Source organism: Arsenophonus endosymbiont of Crataerina pallida, from assembly GCF_964020125.1.
Lineage (GTDB): Bacteria > Pseudomonadota > Gammaproteobacteria > Enterobacterales > Enterobacteriaceae > Arsenophonus > Arsenophonus nilaparvatae.
This window is the reverse complement of sequence record NZ_OZ026540.1, coordinates 2,504,653-2,522,657: the sequence shown is the minus strand read 5'-3', so window position 1 is coordinate 2,522,657 and position 18,005 is coordinate 2,504,653. Positions and strand designations below refer to the sequence as shown.

At 37.7% G+C, this 18,005-nt stretch carries 11 protein-coding genes, 5 tRNA genes and 4 pseudogenes; 6 read left to right on the top strand and 14 right to left on the bottom strand.

Annotation, left to right across the window (positions count from 1 at the left end; all coding sequences use genetic code 11):
* Positions 1-217: 217 nt before the first annotated feature.
* From AACL31_RS13480 to nagA, 7 genes and pseudogenes are all read right to left on the bottom strand, one after another.
* Positions 218-292, bottom strand: a tRNA-Gln gene (locus tag AACL31_RS13480).
* Positions 293-317: 25 nt separating this feature from the next.
* Positions 318-392 (bottom strand) — tRNA-Gln (locus AACL31_RS13475).
* Positions 393-417: 25 nt separating this feature from the next.
* Positions 418-492, bottom strand: a tRNA-Gln gene (locus AACL31_RS13470).
* Between the two features lie 29 nt (positions 493-521).
* Positions 522-606 (bottom strand) — tRNA-Leu (locus AACL31_RS13465).
* Between the two features lie 5 nt (positions 607-611).
* Positions 612-688, bottom strand: a tRNA-Met gene (locus AACL31_RS13460).
* 505 nt (positions 689-1,193) lie between these two features.
* Positions 1,194-2,414: pseudogene (nagC, locus tag AACL31_RS13455) on the bottom strand (DNA-binding transcriptional regulator NagC).
* A 27-nt stretch (positions 2,415-2,441) separates the two neighbouring features.
* A pseudogene (gene nagA, locus AACL31_RS13450) lies at positions 2,442-3,041 on the bottom strand (N-acetylglucosamine-6-phosphate deacetylase); the annotation flags it as partial.
* Between nagA and AACL31_RS13445 the strand changes: the two are divergent.
* The 3 genes and pseudogenes from AACL31_RS13445 to AACL31_RS13435 all read left to right on the top strand — a co-directional run.
* Positions 3,041-3,427: pseudogene (locus AACL31_RS13445) on the top strand (glucose PTS transporter subunit IIA); the annotation flags it as partial. The pseudogenes nagA and AACL31_RS13445 overlap by 1 nt on opposite strands.
* Positions 3,428-3,638: 211 nt before the next feature.
* Complete coding sequence (glnS, locus tag AACL31_RS13440) at positions 3,639-5,303, top strand: glutamine--tRNA ligase (RefSeq protein WP_310512435.1); 1,665 nt, start codon at positions 3,639-3,641, stop codon at positions 5,301-5,303.
* A 211-nt stretch (positions 5,304-5,514) separates the two neighbouring features.
* Positions 5,515-6,495, top strand: a complete 981-nt coding sequence (locus AACL31_RS13435) for a lipase family protein (protein ID WP_310512434.1) — start codon at positions 5,515-5,517, stop codon at positions 6,493-6,495.
* A 76-nt stretch (positions 6,496-6,571) separates the two neighbouring features.
* Here the strand turns inward: AACL31_RS13435 and fur are convergent, their stop codons facing one another.
* From fur to AACL31_RS13400, 7 genes and pseudogenes are all read right to left on the bottom strand, one after another.
* Complete coding sequence (fur, locus tag AACL31_RS13430) at positions 6,572-7,039, bottom strand: ferric iron uptake transcriptional regulator (RefSeq protein ID WP_310512433.1); 468 nt, start codon at positions 7,037-7,039, stop codon at positions 6,572-6,574.
* 159 nt (positions 7,040-7,198) lie between these two features.
* On the bottom strand, positions 7,199-7,729 hold the full coding sequence (gene fldA, locus AACL31_RS13425) for a flavodoxin FldA (protein WP_310512432.1): 531 nt from the start codon (positions 7,727-7,729) through the stop codon (positions 7,199-7,201).
* Between the two features lie 192 nt (positions 7,730-7,921).
* Positions 7,922-8,203, bottom strand: coding sequence for a LexA regulated protein (gene ybfE, locus AACL31_RS13420; protein WP_280551473.1), 282 nt, complete (start codon positions 8,201-8,203; stop codon positions 7,922-7,924).
* A gap of 182 nt (positions 8,204-8,385) precedes the next feature.
* Positions 8,386-10,542, bottom strand: a complete 2,157-nt coding sequence (locus AACL31_RS13415; RefSeq protein ID WP_310512431.1) for a type I secretion system permease/ATPase — start codon at positions 10,540-10,542, stop codon at positions 8,386-8,388.
* Between the two features lie 3 nt (positions 10,543-10,545).
* Positions 10,546-11,895: an HlyD family type I secretion periplasmic adaptor subunit gene (locus AACL31_RS13410; protein ID WP_310512430.1), complete on the bottom strand. Its 1,350-nt coding sequence runs from the start codon at positions 11,893-11,895 to the stop codon at positions 10,546-10,548.
* A gap of 8 nt (positions 11,896-11,903) precedes the next feature.
* Positions 11,904-13,814, bottom strand: a pseudogene (locus tag AACL31_RS13405) (peptidase domain-containing ABC transporter); the annotation flags it as partial.
* Between the two features lie 420 nt (positions 13,815-14,234).
* A complete protein-coding gene (locus AACL31_RS13400) occupies positions 14,235-15,026 on the bottom strand; it encodes an alpha/beta fold hydrolase (protein WP_310512437.1) in 792 nt (263 codons plus the stop codon).
* A 360-nt stretch (positions 15,027-15,386) separates the two neighbouring features.
* On the opposite strand from AACL31_RS13400, the gene seqA reads away from it, so the two are divergent.
* From seqA to AACL31_RS13385, 3 genes are all read left to right on the top strand, one after another.
* Complete coding sequence (gene seqA, locus AACL31_RS13395; RefSeq protein WP_339053251.1) at positions 15,387-15,896, top strand: replication initiation negative regulator SeqA; 510 nt, start codon at positions 15,387-15,389, stop codon at positions 15,894-15,896.
* Positions 15,897-15,991: 95 nt separating this feature from the next.
* Positions 15,992-17,629, top strand: a complete 1,638-nt coding sequence (pgm, locus tag AACL31_RS13390) for a phosphoglucomutase (alpha-D-glucose-1,6-bisphosphate-dependent) (RefSeq protein WP_310512428.1) — start codon at positions 15,992-15,994, stop codon at positions 17,627-17,629.
* A gap of 93 nt (positions 17,630-17,722) precedes the next feature.
* Positions 17,723-17,917, top strand: coding sequence for a hypothetical protein (locus tag AACL31_RS13385; RefSeq protein WP_422389253.1), 195 nt, complete (start codon positions 17,723-17,725; stop codon positions 17,915-17,917).
* The last annotated feature ends 88 nt before the right edge of the window (positions 17,918-18,005 follow it).

Below are 18,005 nucleotides of genomic sequence, written 5' to 3'. Positions count from 1 at the left end.
GACGCTGGCGCGTCATCTGTCGCCTGTTAGAACTATGGTAGACCAATACCAACACCTGATTTTGCAGATGCAAATAAACTATAGCGCATGATTTCTTCTTTCGTCAATGGTTAATTTGTAGGTGATTTTTTAGTCATTTTGAGTAAAGATATTCTTACTGGATATTCTTTTTATATTCTTTTCGGAAGTAATGAATTTTGTAACTCATTGATTTATATGGCTGGGGTACCAGGATTCGAACCTGGGAATGCCAGGATCAAAACCTGGTGCCTTACCGCTTGGCGATACCCCAACTGGATAAACTAATATCTATAATATGGCTGGGGTACCAGGATTCGAACCTGGGAATGCCAGGATCAAAACCTGGTGCCTTACCGCTTGGCGATACCCCAACTGGATAAACTAATATCTATAATATGGCTGGGGTACCAGGATTCGAACCTGGGAATGCCAGGATCAAAACCTGGTGCCTTACCGCTTGGCGATACCCCAACGAGAATATAAATAATTTTTATAAAGAATGGTGCGGGAGGCGAGACTTGAACTCGCACACCTTGCGGCGCCAGAACCTAAATCTGGTGCGTCTACCAATTTCGCCACTCCCGCAAATATGGTGGCTACGACGGGAATCGAACCTGTGACCCCAGCATTATGAGTGCTGTGCTCTAACCAGCTGAGCTACGTAGCCATCTTTTTGCATAACCTTTATCGGCGTTGAGGGGCGAATTATGCGTATATCGACCCGAGTCGTCAACTGATTTTTTTACGATTTCTACAGAAAAGTATCTGTTTGTTTGGGTTGTAATCATTTTGTCGATATAATCGACAAAAAATAACGACGTTGTCGCCAAATAATAATAGCTTGATATGTTAAATATAAAAGCTAATTAAGTTAAGATATTTTTGCTCGTGAAGTGAAGCGATGCTTTTTATTTCAATGGTAGTGATAATTTCCATTAACAACCAAAAGCATCTTATTGGTATCTTGCGATAAAATGTTGATGGCCATTGAGCAACTTGTTAGTGGGCAAAAGTAAACAAATTAGCGCGTAATATTGTATATCTATGCAGCTAGTTTGCAGCGATTAATAATTGCTGTTGTCTATTAAAATAAAAGATAAATGTGAGTGGCACCATAAATTCTTTATATTCGCGCTAGTAAAAGCATAGATAAATGTATTACAACGCTATTGCTATTCAAGCAAATGTTGTAAAAGTTCGCCATTTAACATAGCACGCTTAGTTAAGGCGAAAGCGCCAATAGCTGAATTATGTACCAGTTGTGAAGTAACAATCGGTAAATCATTGCGGAAATCTTTTAGCGCTTGGGTTTTGATACAGTTTTGCACGGCGGGTAGGAGAACTTTTTCAGCTGCTGTAATTTCTCCTGCAATGACGACTTTTTGCGGATTAAATAGGTTAATAATAATGGCAATTGCTTTACCAAGATGATGGCCTACGTGTTTAATTACTTCAATTGCTAACGGATCGTTTTTATTTGCCGCCTGGCAAATTGCTTTAATAGAACAGTTATTTGATTTTAATTGGCTCGGATAATTTTGGTCAAGTTGTTGCCTAATTCTATTTTCAATAGCGCTATTAGCTGCAACGGTTTCCAGACAACCAAAGTTACCACAATGACAACGTTCTCCTAATGGATCTATTTGTATATGGCCGATTTCACCCAGATTGTAACGGTTGTTCAATAAAATTTCACCACCCATAACCACACCTGCACCAGCGCCATGATGGATGCGTACAAAAATTGAATCGGCGCAATTTTGTGTAGCGCCGAAATAATGTTCTGCCAGTGCAAAACTACAAATGTCGTGACCGATAAAACAGGTTATTTTGAAATGCTCTTTCAGATTACGCAGCAATTGCCAGTTATGTACTTTTATATGGGGCATATAATGGACAATTCCTGCTTATGGATTGACTAAGCCAGGTAAAATAACTGAAATAGCAATCAACTCGCGATTAGGGCGTTGATGTTGTTGAATGAAATTTTCAATGGCGGCAATTAAATGATTTTCTGTTTTTTGTTGACCGGTTTCTGGTAAGGGTGAATGCGCTTCGGCGAGCATTTTGCCGTTTAAGGCGTAAAGTGCTAATGTACAGTCACGACGGCCTAATCTGACACCGATGCTATGAAAAATATGATGTTCAGAAATAATTGAAATTGGTCGGCGACCACCGGTAGAGGCTTGTTGAGCGACTTCTTTAATTAAACCACGCTCCAGTAGTTGGCGGGTTATTTTGGTTACACTAGCAGGCGCCAACTGGCTTTGTTCTGAGATCTGAATTCGAGAAATAGGGCCATTTTGATCAATAATTCGATATACAACAGCACTATTTAATTGTTTAACTAAATCAATATTACCAATTTGCTTCAAGATGTAATTGTGACTCATCAGTATATATGCTCGTTACAGTTCTATTTAACGGCCATTAACAATGGTTTTGCGGATGATGAAGTCGTGATCAAATACGATAAGGTTTGCAACTTTATCTTTTTCTATGCTCCCAAGTTTTTTGTCGACACCAATAGCACGAGCTGGATAAAGTGTGGCCATTCGTAATGCTTCATCTAATGCAATACCTACATGTTCAACGATATTTTTGACAGCATCTATCATCGTTAAGGATGAACCACTTAATGTACCATTTTTATCAACACATAATCCATCGCGATAATATATGGTTTTACCAGCAAAGGTAAAATAATCCATTTCACTGCCATTAGAATCCAGACCAGCAGGTGCGGTGGCATCTGTTACTAGAACTAATTTATCGCCTTTTAATTGTTTACTGTCACGAATATTAGCCCAGTGAACATGTAATCCATCGGCAATAATTCCTGCATATACATTAGGAGTGTTGTAAATAGCACCCACTAATCCCGGGGCTCGACCTGAAATAGCAGGCATGGCATTGAAAAGATGGGTTGAGAATTGAATACCTGCCTTGAAGCCATTTTGTGCTTCTTCATAAGTGGCATTGGAATGGCCTGCTGAAACAACAATACCGGCTTCAACTAGCTAGCCGTATTGTCGGTGATGGTTTAGCGATTAAGCCAACGAGTGGTGAGGTATTAGCGCCTGTATCCGGTAAGATTGTGAAAATTTTTGCTACCAATCATGCTTTCTGCATCGAGACGAATGAAGGTGTTGAAGTGATCGTTCACATGGGTATTGATACTGTAACGTTAAAAGGGCAGGGTTGTGAGCGTTTAGTTGAAGAAAATAGTGATGTAAAGGTAGGTCAGCCTATCCTGAAATTAGATCTCGATTATTTGGAACAGCATGCTAAGTCAATGATAAGTCCAGTCGTTATCAGTAATATTGATGATTATCAGGGATTGACAATAGTTGCAACTGGTGAAGTAATCGCTGGAGTAACACCAATTTATGATGTATTGAAGTAATGTGTTTTATCATTATGATTTGATATGATAACCATATAATTAATAATGAATAAAAACGGGAAGGGTTATGAACCTCCCGTTTTTCCTTTATGAGCTTTTTATTGATTAAATAAAGCCTAATAATATATGTTAATAAACGGTTGTTTCTAATTCGGATATCGTAGATGATAAAAGCGTTATTAACATGCTTTTGCATTGAGGAACTATGACAATGAATGAGGCAGATACTCGCCCAACAAATTTCATTCGCCAGATTATTGAAGAAGATTTGGCTACAGGTAAGCATACTCATGTATATACCCGTTTTCCACCTGAACCTAATGGTTATTTACATATTGGTCATGCCAAATCAATCTGTTTGAATTTTGGTATTGCAGAGGATTATCAGGGTCAATGCAATTTGCGTTTTGATGATACTAATCCAGTTAAAGAAGATGTTGAATATGTTAATTCCATTCAAGAAGATGTAAAATGGTTAGGGTTTAATTGGAGTGGTAACGTAAAATATTCGTCAGATTATTTTGATGACCTATATCAATATGCTATTGAGCTGATTAAAAAAGGCTTAGCTTATGTTGATGAATTAAGTCCCGATGCTATTCGTGAATATCGCGGAACTTTAAAGCAGCCAGGTAAAAATAGTCCATATCGTGATCGCACTATTGAGCAGAATTTGCAGCTATTTGACAAGATGCGTGCGGGTGGATTTGAAGAAGGAAAGGCCTGTCTACGTGCTAAAATTGATATGTTATCCTCTTTTATTGTCATGCGCGATCCGGTGTTATATCGGATAAAATATGCTGAACACCACCAATCGGGTAATAAATGGTGTATTTATCCAATGTATGATTTTACTCATTGTATTTCGGACGCATTGGAGGGGATTACCCATTCACTTTGTACCCTGGAATTTCAAGATAATCGCCGATTATATGATTGGGTATTAGATAATATTACCATTGATTGTCATCCAAGACAGTATGAGTTTTCGCGTCTAAATCTTGCCTATACGGTGATGTCAAAACGTAAACTAAATCAGTTAGTGGCGGAGAATAGGGTTGAAAACTGGGATGATCCCAGAATGCCAACCATTTCAGGTTTACGTCGTCGTGGTTATACGGCAGCGTCGATTCGTGAATTTTGTCGGCGTATTGGCGTGACTAAGCAAGATAATACTGTTGAAATGGCAGCATTGGAATCTTGTATTCGTGATGATCTAAATGAAAATGCACCACGGGCAATGGCGGTATTAGATCCCATAAAGTTAGTGATTGAAAATATGTCTGCTGATGAGCAAATGCTGACGATGTATAATCACCCCAATAAACCTGAGATGGGCACTCGACAAGTGCCATTTAGTCGGGAACTTTATATCGATCGAGCTGATTTTCGTGAAGAAGCTAATCGGCAATATAAGCGCTTAGTTTTGGGTAAAGAAGTGCGTTTACGAAATGCTTATATTGTACAAGCTAATCGGGTTGATAAAGATGCAGAAGGCAACATTACCACGATTTATTGTACTTATGATGCTGATACATTAAATAAAGATCCTGCTGATGGACGTAAAGTCAAAGGGGTTATCCATTGGGTCAGTGCATCACATGCCTTGCCAGCAGAGATCCGATTGTATGATCGCTTATTTACTGTGCCTAATCCTGCCGCAGAAGAGGACTTTTTAGCTACCATTAATCCTGATTCTTTAGTGATTCGCTATGGGTTTGTTGAACCAAGTTTAATTACCGCGCAACCGGGAAAAGCTTATCAGTTTGAACGCGAGGGTTATTTTTGTGCAGATAGCCATGATCATACAGCTAAGCAGCTGGTATTTAATCGCACTGTAGGCTTAAGAGATAGTTGGGCAAAAATAGCAAGCTAAGAAATTACCCCGTTAAGAGTTATGGTAAAAGCGTGGTTTATAGCCACGCTTTTTATTAAAAAATATCGTCATTATTGTTAACGAGATATTTTTATTAACAGAAAAATGGCTTTCTGTTATAAATTTTTATTCGTTTAGAGCAAGTCAAAAAAATATGTAGTCAATATCCTTATCAAAAAAATCAATTGGTTACTAACAAGGATGTTATATCATGCTTAAGTTTATTAATTCATCTCTTCCAATAGAAAAAGCGGTTTTACAAGCAGAACTGCAAACGATATCACCTAAGATCAATTTCACCTGTCCATTAAAAAGTATTTATAACAGTGATGCCTTTATATCGGTACAAAAAAGACCATTAAAGGGTTTGCATACTTGTCAAAAATTAAGTTTTCCAATAGATAAAGCCAGCAGTGAGCAACGTTATCATAATGCTCTATTGGCTGATTTTGTTTACAATCGTGACTTTACAATTTTAGAAGCAACCCAGTGGGGAATTGATCGTGAATTGGTAAGGTTTGTGTCTAAAATGACTAATATAAAACTTTATCCACAAGATGGTCTATTAGAAGATAGTCATACTGGATTGGTGGCTTATATCTTTCGCAATAAGGTTGAGCGGGAAATTCGATTGGTATTTGGTGGGACAACCAGCGGTCATGGAGTGAGCGGTGGAGCTCCGCGTTATATAAAAAATATTAATAATTTTATTAAGCAATGCGAGGCGAATGTTCATAATGTATTTGGTGGTGTTCCAGCTTGCTATAAGCAGGCTGCGCAATTAATGCATAATCTGCAACAACTGGTTCAAATGGATGGGGAATGGAATGGATACAGGCTTTCAACCAGTGGTCATTCATTAGGTGGTGGTTTAGCTGCTTATGCAGCACTGAAGGTATCTAGCAAAGAAAATGTTATTTTGGCGGAATGTTTTAGCAGTGCTCAATTTGGCCGAGGTTTACAGCGCGATTTGTTAAAGCAACATGGTAGTTTAGATTTAGAGAAGGCTATGCATAATATCAATCATCATTATGTCGAAGGTGATGTTATTCCGAAGATGGATAAATTTTTTGCGGTTGATCATATTGGTAAAATTAATATTATTCCCCAAGCAACGAACAAAAAAGACAACTTTTTAGCGGCACATTCAAATTATGTCAAGCATAGTCTTATTTATGCGCTACAAACTTGAAAATAAAAGGAGAAATTGGACTGCAATTATCCTTTTATTTTTAACTGATTAATAACAAAAATAGTAATAGGCTGGGTTATTTTTCTTCTTTACTATTGCGGGCAGGGTGGCCCAAATCGTTTTCATCACAATGATCTTTTTTGGAGCAATGTCCATATAGATAGAGACTGTGATTAGAGAGCTTGATGCCATGACGTTCCGCAATATTTTTTTGTCGTGTCTCAATGGATTCATCGCTGAATTCAATGACTTTACCACAATCTAAGCAAATTAAGTGATCATGGTGATGTTGTTGTGTCAACTCAAAAACCGATTTACCGCCTTCAAAATTATGGCGAGTAACAATACCCGCGTCATCAAATTGATTTAGAACACGATAAACCGTTGCGAGGCCAATCTCTTCCCCCATATCAATGAGTTTTTTATAGAGATTTTCCGCACTGACATGATGGCATTCAGGCTCTTGTAATACCTCTAAAATTTTTAAACGTGGAAGTGTTACTTTAAGCCCTGCATTCTTCAATGCTTTACTGTTGTCGGTCATGCGGATCCTACCTTGTTGCATTAGCAGTGAATTCAATAATATCAAAACATCGTTAACAGTAGTATACTGTTTATTTCAAACTAATTTTACAATTATATATGTCATAATATCATTACACAATTTGCAGGAATTATCATATACAAAAAATATTGACAGCTATCAATCGATAATAGTTTGTAAATTTAGCTCTTCGGATATTTGTTTTACCCAGCTTTCCACTCGCTCAGCGGTTAGTTCCGGTTGCCTGTCTTCATCAATGGCAAGGCCAATAAAGTTAGAGTCATCAGCGAGCCCTTTTGATGCTTCGAAGTGGTAACCTTCTGTTGGCCAATGGCCAACAATGATAGCACCATTAGGTTCAATAATCTCTTTCACAGTACCCATAGCATCACAGAAATATTCCGCATAATCTTCTTGATCGCCACAACCAAAAATAGCTACTAGCTTATTGGTAAAATCAATTTCTTCTAATGTCGGAAAGAAGTCATCCCAATCACACTGTGCTTCACCATAATACCAGGTAGGAATACCGAATAGTAAAATATCAAATGCTTCAATATCCTCTTTACTGCTTTTAGCAATATCATGAATTTCAGCAATATCAGCGCCGCCAAGGGTTTCTTGGATCATTTTGGCAATATTTTCTGTATTGCCAGTATCACTGCCGAAGAAGATACCTATGATTGCCATAAAGTAAATAAACCTCTTAATTTTAATTTGAGTTGTTTTGTTATCTTATCTTATCGTTATTAACAGTAGTAATAGCAAAGATAATAACGATTGATTAATAAATAATTAAATAACCGTTATTTTGACGAAAATAACGGCATAATTCTGTCAATTTTGTGTGTTTTAGGCAAAATAAACCAGTAAAATTGCAATTCATCGGTTTTTCTTTGCTAATTGTGTCAGCAATATTTGTTCTATTAATTCACTACGGCTTATTTTTTGTTCTTGAGCTAGCATATTTAATGCCGCAACAGCACGCTCATTGATTTTTAGTTCGACACGGCGTAAACCTTTGCTTTTATCACGTTTTAACTGATTACGTTTATTAATTTTTAATTGTTCATGTCGAGATAAAGGATTGGTTTTTGGACGCCCTGGTCTAAGTTCATCGGCGAATAAATCCCGGGTTGTGCGATCAGTCTGCTCTTTTGCCATAAATTTAAATGTTGATGGAAATTTGCTAGTTACTTAAACCAATCATACCCTAGCATGATAACTATCGCTACTAACAGATAAAATATACTCAATTGATAAAGCAGCCTATTAGTGAGTAACTGAAGTTAGCAATAGCCAGTAAAACGTATAAAAAGTGATCTTACTGGCGACTGGCGTTATTTTTAAGCATTAATTTTTGTCATTGTTCCTATTTGTTGATGCCAGAGTTGAGCATAAAACCCATTTAACTTGAGTAGATTATCATGGCTATCGAGTTCAATCACTTGACCTTCATTAATCACACAAATTTTATCAGCATGACGAATGGTATTGAGGCGATGGGCAATACTAATAACAGTTCGACCAGCAGACAAATAATGCATATTTTTCATGATAGCGGCTTCTGAATCATAATCTAGTGCAGAAGTGGCCTCATCAAGAATTAAAATCTGTGGTTGTGTTAACAGAGCTCGGGCAAGTGCTATACGTTGCCGTTGTCCTCCTGATAAATTCATACCTCTCTCTGCTAACTGTGTATTGAAACCTTGAGGAAGTTGTTGAATAAAATCCAGTGCGCCTGCTATTTGCGCTGCCTGGGTCATGGCTTCGTCAGAAGCTGCCGGTTGGCTTAAGCGGATATTATCTGCTATCGAGCCTGCAAACAAAATACTTTCTTGAAGTACTACACTCATATTAAGACGTAAAGCAACGGGATCGGCGACAGCTAGATCCATACCATCAATAGTAATTTGACCCTGCTGAGGAACATAAAGTCGTTGTAATAACTTTGTTAAGGTACTTTTTCCTGATCCTGAAGGGCCTGTGATACCGATAAATTGTCCGGCCTTAATTGACAAGGATAGGTTCTGCAATACTTCTGGCATGTCGTTAGCATAACGAAATCTGATATGATTAAATTCAATATTACCATTAATAGATGCTGTATTGGCTAACCCCTTTTGGCCAAATTCAGTAGGTTCATCAAGAATATCACCAACACGTTTAAGGGCGATAAGGGTATGCTGAAAATCTTGCCATACTTGCGCCAGACGAAGGATCGGTTGAGTAACATGTGCGCTAAGCATATTAAAAGCAATTAATTCTCCAGGACTAAGTTGGCCTTGCATAACGGCTTTAACACCAAACCATAATAGAATAGCAGTAGTTATTTTATTGACCAGTGTAATAATTTGACTGGCAATGATACTGCTTTTTTGCACTTGGAAGCTTTTTTGTAATTGGTGACTTAAGATTTTTTGCCAGCGTTGTAAAAACCTATTCTCGGTGGCGGTTGCTTTAACGGTTTCAATACCCGTGATTGTTTCAGTAAGAAAAGTGGTATTATCGGCTTGAGCTTCATACTCTTTTTCTACCCGTTTACGAATAATCGGGCCAATTAATAGCCAAAAGATAAAATAGATAACCAATGAACCAACGACGATGCCAGCAAGTTGGGCACTGTAGTTGAATAACACGACAATAAATAATGTGACAAAAAATAGATCGATAAACAGCATTAATGTTGAGCCAGTGAGAAATTGCCTAATTTGCGCCATCTCACGAACTCGGGCAATAATTTGCCCTGTTTGTCGCTGTTTAAAATAGTCAAGCGGCAGTCCTAATAAATGACGATATAAGCGGCCGGATAATTCAGCATTAATTTGGCCAGAGGTATGATTAAAAATTTTATTACGAATAAAACTATAAATAGGTTCGGCTATTGCTAATGAGACAATGGCAAATGCTAAAACATGTAAGCTATTTAGGCTACGTCCTACCAAGACTTTATCAATCAGATGTTGAAAAAGAATTGGGTGAATAAGGGCAAATATTTGTACAACGCTGGCGAGTATAAAAATATCTCTTAGTTGTTTATTTTGCCTAAGAACTGAAGGGGAAAACCAATCTAATCCAAACTTGATTTTTTTAGCAGTTAATTTTTTTTCCGCCACGAGCAGTACTTTAAATTTGATTGGTTTTTTGGGCTTATTATAATGAGGAAAAGTTAATGTTTTCTCTGAACACGGATTTATTACTTCAATAATTTGTTGCGTTATATTGGTAAATATCCACCATACGCCTTCTATTTCAATTAAAGCGGGTAACGGAATATGTTCCAGTTCAGCTGGTGTAAAAAAGCTTACTTTGCTTTTTAATTGCATATAATCCGCACACTCTCGTAACTGCCAGTCGGTTAGATGTTCAGATTCTAATCCTAAGGAGTGAGTTAACTGTTCAATTGTGATGGATTTACTCAGTTGTTTACCCAGCCAGATTATTGCATCTAGGGCTTGGTTAGTGGCGTTATTAGCTATTGCTACGCTAGAAAAAGTTTCCATCGCTTATTTCTTCCGCATTGATTCGGACAGATATTCACGAATTGGGCTTAAGAGATAATCAATCACACGCCGTTTATCGGTTTTGATTTCTGCCACAATGGACATGCCTGGTGTGATATCAATTGAATGACCATCAACCATCAGATTATTTTGTTTCAGGCTGATTTGCGCGGGAAAGATAAGTCCTAATTGCTCATCTTGGGCTGAATCACGGGAGATTGATAATACTTCCCCCTCGATAGTACCATAACGGGTATAAGGGAAGGCATCAACTTTAACGGTGACGTTTTGCCCAGGGCGAATAAAACCAATGTCTTTATTTAAGATCTTAACTTCAGCAATTTGCACATCGTTATCTGGTACAATGACCATCAAGTTTTGTGCTGGTTGTAATACTGCGCCTAAAGTATAAATGGTTAACTGTTGAACGGTGCCAGTAACCGGTGAGCGTACAATTTCTAACTGCTCTCGTTCATCAAATTTTGCGTATTCTTGTTCTAGCATTGACAGCTGGATCTCTGACTGCTTTTTTTTATCGTTCCATTCATGGTGTTTTTGCGATTGAAATGCATTGAGTCGCTCTTTTAGGTTTTTTTCTTGTGAAACTAAAATATTCAATTCAGATGTTTGTTGAGCAATTAAACGCTTAGTTTCTAATAATTCTTTTTCCTGCTCTAAATATTCTGATTTACTGATCATCTGTTTTTGACTTAAGGTTTGACGGGCTTCTAAACGCTGTTCGATATTCTTTTTTAATAAAAAAAGCACATTAAGATCATTATTTTTTGCTGTTTGTGATGAATGATTAACTTCAATCTCAGAGGTTAAACTAGCGATTTGCGCATCAAATTGGGCTTTTTCATGGTGATAGTTTTGGCTGATTTTTTCTTGTTGTCGTTTTGTTAATTGATGAAAGGTAAGTTGTTGATGCGGAATTTTGTTTTCCAGTAGCGATTGGTAAAGCAATTTCTCAATTGTATGATACTCGATTTGATATGAAATACCGATGATATCCTGACTAACACCCAGTGCGTCAAGGGTGAGCAGCGGTTCCCCTTTTTTCACATGTTGGCCGTTTTTCACATGTAATTCAGTTAATCGGCTCTGCTCATAAGCTTGAATAACTTGAGAGTGTCCCGACACGATAAGTCGTCCGGTTGAGGTGGCTTGAACATCTAATTGTCCCCAGTAGGCCCAACCAATAGTAATAACAACACCAATACTTAAGGTCAGTGCGGTTAAGCGTGCAAAAGGGGATGGTGGGCTATTCATCAACGCCAGATGTGGGGGCAAGAAGTCATAATTATATGGCGGGAAAAACTGCTTTAACTTCCGTGTAATACGATTTGTCATGAAGTGTCCTACTGCTGCTTTAACGATTGTTGTAATGACCACAGATAGTGGTAATGTTTTTTAAGTTGCAATAATTGTGTATGCCTTCCTTGCTCAATAATTTTGCCTCGATCCATGACAATAATATGATGGTGATGACTAACCGTTGATAAGCGGTGTGCAATAGTAATTACGGTACGCCCTTGGGCAATTTTTTGCATATTTTGTTGGATCATGGCTTGTGTTTGATCATCCAAAGCGCTGGGGGCTTCATCAAAGATCAGAATACGAGGATTGCTAAGTAGTGTGCGAGCAATGGCAATACGCTGGCGCTGACCGCTTGATAATGATTGGCCACCTTCAGCAATTAGCGAATCGTAACCTGAAGGCATTTTTAAGATGAAATCATGGGCACCGGCTAATTTAGTGGCGGTAATCACTTCATCTAAAGTCGCATCAGGTTTTGATTGAGCAATATTGTTAAATACCGACTGGTTAAACAGAAAATTTTCCTGTAATACGATACCAATTTGTTGCCGTAAGCTAGCTATGTTGATTTGGTAAAGAGGAATATCATCAAGTAATATGCCGCCTTTTTCTGGTGTATAAAGGCGTAATAACAGACGCGCTAAGGTACTTTTACCGGAACCTGAAGCACCGACAATGCCTATCATCTCTCCGGCTTTAATGGATAAATTATATTGATTAATAATAAGGGGAAGATCTGGTTGATAGAGAAAATCTACATTTTGAAACTGGATTTTGCCGGTTAATTGCGGGTGCAAACCATCACTATGTTGTTCGGCTGGTAAATTAATGATTTGTGCTAGTTTATCAATGGCAACCCGAGTACGGATATAATCCCCCCATAATTGCACCAATTTCCCTAATGGCTGACTACTGTGAGAGACCATCATTTGAAAGGCGATTAATTGGCCTATCGTCATATTTAATGCCAGTACTTCCGCAGCCCCAATCCATAAAATTATCGCCATAGTCAATTTTTCAATGAGCATGACAATATGACTGCCTTGTGAATTTATTTGCTGTGCCTGAAAGTTACTCGCAACCATGTCGGCGGTTTGCGCATCCCAACGGCGGATAAAACGTGGCTCAACCGCCAAACTTTTAATGGTTTCACTGCCAGCGACGCTTTCAGTTAAAAAAGAGGTATTGATTGCCGCATGCATAAATTGTGTTTCGGCCGCTTTTTCTATCTTTGGCGTTATTCGCCAGGCTAACAATAAATAACAGGGGATCGACAGCAAAAAAATGAGTGTTAGTGTCGTTGATAGAATCGACATTACATAGATGAAGACGAATAAAAAAAGCACGTCGACCATCAAAGTAAACATACTGCCGGTTAAAAATTCACGGATTTTTTCTAATTCTCTAACCCGATTAACCATTGCGCCTACTTGACGGGTCTTGAAAAAGGAGAGTGGTAAGTGTAATAGATGCCTAATCAGTTTTAATCCGAGCCGGATATCAATACGGTTGGCGGTATGGACATAGATATATTCTCTGAAACCTTTTAATATAACTTCAATAAACGCGGCGATTATTAAGGCAAAAATAAGCACATCTAAAGTGCTAAAGGCTTGATGGATAAGTACCTTATCCATAATAACTTGAATAACAATCGGTGATAATAGAGCTAGTATTTGTAATACAAATGAGAAAAACAAGATTTCAATGAATGTCTGTTTATGCTTTAAGAATTCAGGTATAAACCAACGAATATCAAAGCGGGATTGTTTTTGATTTATTTTGAGCCAATTTCCATTCCACTGTTGAAGAAAAGCTTGTTTATGCCAAATTTCTGGTGGTTTATTACCAGCAGCTTGTATTAAAACTTGCTCATCATTATAGCTCGCTAAAATATAAGGGATATTAGCGTTATCATAAATAATAGCGGGTAGAGTCAGACGCGATAGCTCTTTTTTTTTGGCAGCGTTTTTTCTTTACGGTAATTTGATATTTTTGTTGGATTTTTTTATACAATCAACATAATTGTCATGCTGAGTTATTTCTTTATTATATTCATTTAAATTTATTTTATTATTCAATCTTATGATAATAGAAATTAATTCAAGGGTTTTTTGGTCATTTTCATCCATATTAAATAATCACAAATTAAAATATAAAGCAATTTAAATATATTTAATATTAATAAAAGGCTTTATTATTATTAGTTGGAAAGTTTATTCTATCGGCTTATTTTTTTATGAAAAGAATAAAAACAGAGTTTTATTATTTTTAAGACTAGTTATATTTTTAGGCTGAATTAAAATTATTATTTGTTGCAAATTAGTTTATGAATATGAAAAGAATTAAAGGAAAAATATATTGTAGATGATTTATTGTTTATCAGCTGGAATAGCGAGAAAACGATGAATAGCTCGGATGACAGCTGCTGGATTTTCAGCATGTACCCAGTGACCACATCCCATAATAATCTGTCCATGAGCTTGTGGAAATTGAGCAATAATATCTTTGCGATAAGCTTCGCTAATATAATCAGAAAGGCCACCACGAATAAAAAGAGCAGGATGCTGCCAGGCTGGAATCGTTTTCCAACTCATCAATTGACGATATTCTTTTTTTAAGACAGGCAAATTAAATTTCCATTTACCTTTATCAAATGATTTTAATAAAAATTGGATTTCACTTTCTTCACTGATCATATTACGCATAATAATAGCCGCGTCTTGCCGTGAAGTTACGTCTGCTTGTATTACTGCTTCTAAAGCGGAAAATATATTCTCATGGCGATTAATTTGATAAGTGACTGGCGCAATATCAATAACCACAATTTTTTCTATTAGTTGTGGCGCTATTGCGGTCATCACCATTGCTATTTTTCCACCCATTGAGTGTCCGATAGCGATAACACTTGTTTGCTTTAAATGCGTTAGTAGCTTTAAAACGTCTGTTGCCATTTCAGAATACAGCATCGTTTCCGCCCATGGCGAGTTGCCATGATTGCGAATATCGAGTTGAATAACGGTGAAATAATCTTGTAAATTGCGTGCCAATAGGCCTAAATTTTGTCGATCGCCAAACAGGCCATGGATGAGTACAATCGCAGCAGAAGAGATAGGATTTTCCGGTTGATGGATGCGATAATTTAGCCAGTTATTTAGCAACATAGTCATATTAGCTTTTGTTAATTAATAATTATTATAATGACATGGATATAATGAGAAACCAACAATTATCAACTCGATAGGTAGCAAAATTTAAGTTAATGTTGGTGAGTGAAAGGGTAAGTACCACGATAATATTTTACTATTTATATAAATAATGTGACTAATGTCCGATCTCAATAAAGACATTTTTATTCATCATAAGGTAAAGTTATTAAGCTGTTTCTATACTCATTGAGAATCAAAGCGAAAACTTTTTTATTAAAAGACTAAGCTTAAGTAATTGAAATATTAATTGTTTTGTTTTTTAAGTTTATATCTTATAATTGGCAGGTAATTTTAATTAAAATAGATTGAAATAACATGAAAACGATTGAAGTTGACGAAGAACTTTACCGCTATATCGCTAGTCATACCCAGCATATAGGTGAAAATGCATCGGTTATATTACGACGTCTATTAGGGTTTGACGTTAGTCAGTCGCATATTCCACTCTCGGTCACCGTAAGTAATATAACGGCAGGAGTGAAAAAAGATAAAGCAGTTTTTTCCCATGATGCAGCAAGAGTGATACATGATTTATTGCTTTCCAACAATTATGCAACTAAAAGCAAAGCGATTGATCGCTTTATGCTTATTTTATCCACTCTATACAATTTAAATAAACAAGCTTTTGTGGCAGCAACAGAATCAACCCATGGAAGGACGCGCATTTATTTTGCTAACGATAAACAGACCTTATTGGCCAGTGGTAAGCAGACAAAACCTCGCCTGATACCCGATACGTCTTTTTGGGTAATTACCAATACCAACACCAATCGTAAACGCAATATGATTGAACAAATTATGCAAGATATGAAGTTTCCTGTTTAATTGGTTGAGAAGGTATGTGGTACGATTTAAACAAATATTATTGGTCACTTAGTTATTATTGCTATGTGTACCGCTGTTGCTGCGGAGAGAAATAAGTGGCATTACATAAACGTGCTGGGCAATCTGCCCAACAAAGTGATTTAATAAATGTTGAACAGTTGGTCGCACAATATTATTCACTCCAACCGCAAGTAAAAAATCCTGCTCATAGCGTTAAATTTGGTACATCAGGTCATCGTGGTAGTGCTTGTCGTCATAGTTTTAATGAGCAACATATTTTAGCGATTACCCAAGCTATCATCGAAGTCCGTCGATTAAATGGAATTACTGGCCCGTGTTTAGTGGGAAAAGATACTCATGTTTTATCCGCACCTGCTTTTATGACGGTTGTTGAAGTGTTGATCGCGAATGGCGTTGAAGTCATCGCGCAACAAGACGATGGTTTTACACCAACTCCGGCTATTTCTCACGCTATATTGGATTATAATCGTCAGCATGAAGCAAAAGCCGATGGTATTGTGATCACGCCTTCACATAATCCTCCAGAAGATGGTGGCATTAAATATAATCCACCCCATGGCGGCCCGGCTGATGAAGCTCTAACGGTTGAAATTGAACGCCGAGCAAATCAATTTATTGCCGATCAATTATCAGCTATCCAACGTATCAATTATCAGGCCGCTATTAAAGATCCTCACTATCAACAACAAGATCTTGTTGAGCCTTATGTGGTTGCTTTGAGTGATGTTATTGATATGGCTGCGATTAAAAAAGCTGGATTAAAAATAGGTGTTGATCCGTTAGGGGGCGCCGGAATAAATTATTGGAAACGCATTGCTGAATATTATCAACTCGATTTAGAGTTAGTTAATGAACAAATAGATCCAACATTTAGCTTTATGCCTTTAGATCATGATGGTGTGATCCGGATGGATTGTTCTTCGCGCTGGGCGATGAAAGGCTTATTGGATTTGCGTAATAAATTTGATTTAGCTTTTGCTAATGATCCGGATTATGATCGTCATGGAATTATAACCCCAGCCGGATTGATGGATCCAAATCATTATCTCGCGGTTGCTATCGATTATCTCTTTCGCCATCGGCCTCAATGGAAAAAAGAGGTTGCGGTGGGCAAAACATTAGTCTCCAGCGCCATGATCGATCGTGTGGTTGCCGATTTAGGACGTGAATTAGTTGAAGTACCGGTTGGTTTCAAATGGTTTGTTGATGGTTTATATCAAGGTAAGTATGGTTTTGCTGGTGAAGAGAGCGCTGGTGCTGCTTTCTTACGATTTGATGGAACGCCATGGACGACCGACAAAGATGGTATCATTCTCTGTTTGTTAGCCGCTGAAATGACGGCGGTGACAGGGAAAAACCCGCAGCAGCGCTATCAAGAACTAGCTCACCGTTTTGGTGAACCTTGCTATAGTCGTATCCAGGCTAAAGCTAGCCATCAACAAAAACAACGTCTAGCTAAATTGTCCGCTGAAATGGTATCTGCAGATATGCTGGCCGGTGATCCGATTATTGCCCGCTTAACCAAAGCGCCAGGCAATGGCGCAGCGATTGGTGGTTTAAAAGTAATAACAGATTATGGTTGGTTCACAGCACGACCATCAGGTACTGAAGAAGCTTATAAAATTTACTGTGAAAGTTTTCGTGGTAAGGAGCATCTTAATTTGATTGAACAGGAAGCTATCCAGATTGTTAATCAAGTTATTGCAGATTGAGCAGTTTATTATCCGTTGCACCGTAAAATCCCATCCTTCCGGCGGGTATATAAAGCGTGCTTTTCAGATTAGCCAGGTGTTTGCTGCTGTTCAATGTATTACCAAATGATCAATGTTGGAGTACCGGCACATAAGTGTCAGGTATGCGGATATAAGGCGAGCGCAGATATCAACAGTGCTCATAATATTTTAGCGACAGGACTAGCCGTGCTTACCTGTAGAGGGATGGTGCAGTTAGACCGCCCGTTGAAGCAGGAACCCACCAAAATGATCCAGACTTCAGTCTGAACCTAGTAGGGATCCTCGCCCTTCAGGGCGGGGAGGATTTCAATCAATATTGTTTCTTAGTTAAATGAAGTAACATTCTGTTTCAACA

What these genes read in the sequence shown, in the direction of transcription:
- glnS (WP_310512435.1), top strand. Translation starts at nt 3,639, where the DNA reads ATGAATGAGGCAGATACTCGCCCAACAAATTTCATTCGCCAGATTATT.
- AACL31_RS13435 (WP_310512434.1), top strand. Translation starts at nt 5,515, where the DNA reads ATGCTTAAGTTTATTAATTCATCTCTTCCAATAGAAAAAGCGGTTTTA.
- AACL31_RS13385 (WP_422389253.1), top strand. Translation starts at nt 17,723, where the DNA reads ATGTATTACCAAATGATCAATGTTGGAGTACCGGCACATAAGTGTCAG.
- ybfE (WP_280551473.1), bottom strand. Translation starts at nt 8,203, where the DNA reads ATGGCAAAAGAGCAGACTGATCGCACAACCCGGGATTTATTCGCCGAT.
- fldA (WP_310512432.1), bottom strand. Translation starts at nt 7,729, where the DNA reads ATGGCAATCATAGGTATCTTCTTCGGCAGTGATACTGGCAATACAGAA.
- fur (WP_310512433.1), bottom strand. Translation starts at nt 7,039, where the DNA reads ATGACCGACAACAGTAAAGCATTGAAGAATGCAGGGCTTAAAGTAACA.
- AACL31_RS13410 (WP_310512430.1), bottom strand. Translation starts at nt 11,895, where the DNA reads ATGACAAATCGTATTACACGGAAGTTAAAGCAGTTTTTCCCGCCATAT.
- seqA (WP_339053251.1), top strand. Translation starts at nt 15,387, where the DNA reads ATGAAAACGATTGAAGTTGACGAAGAACTTTACCGCTATATCGCTAGT.
- AACL31_RS13415 (WP_310512431.1), bottom strand. Translation starts at nt 10,542, where the DNA reads ATGGAAACTTTTTCTAGCGTAGCAATAGCTAATAACGCCACTAACCAA.
- AACL31_RS13400 (WP_310512437.1), bottom strand. Translation starts at nt 15,026, where the DNA reads ATGTTGCTAAATAACTGGCTAAATTATCGCATCCATCAACCGGAAAAT.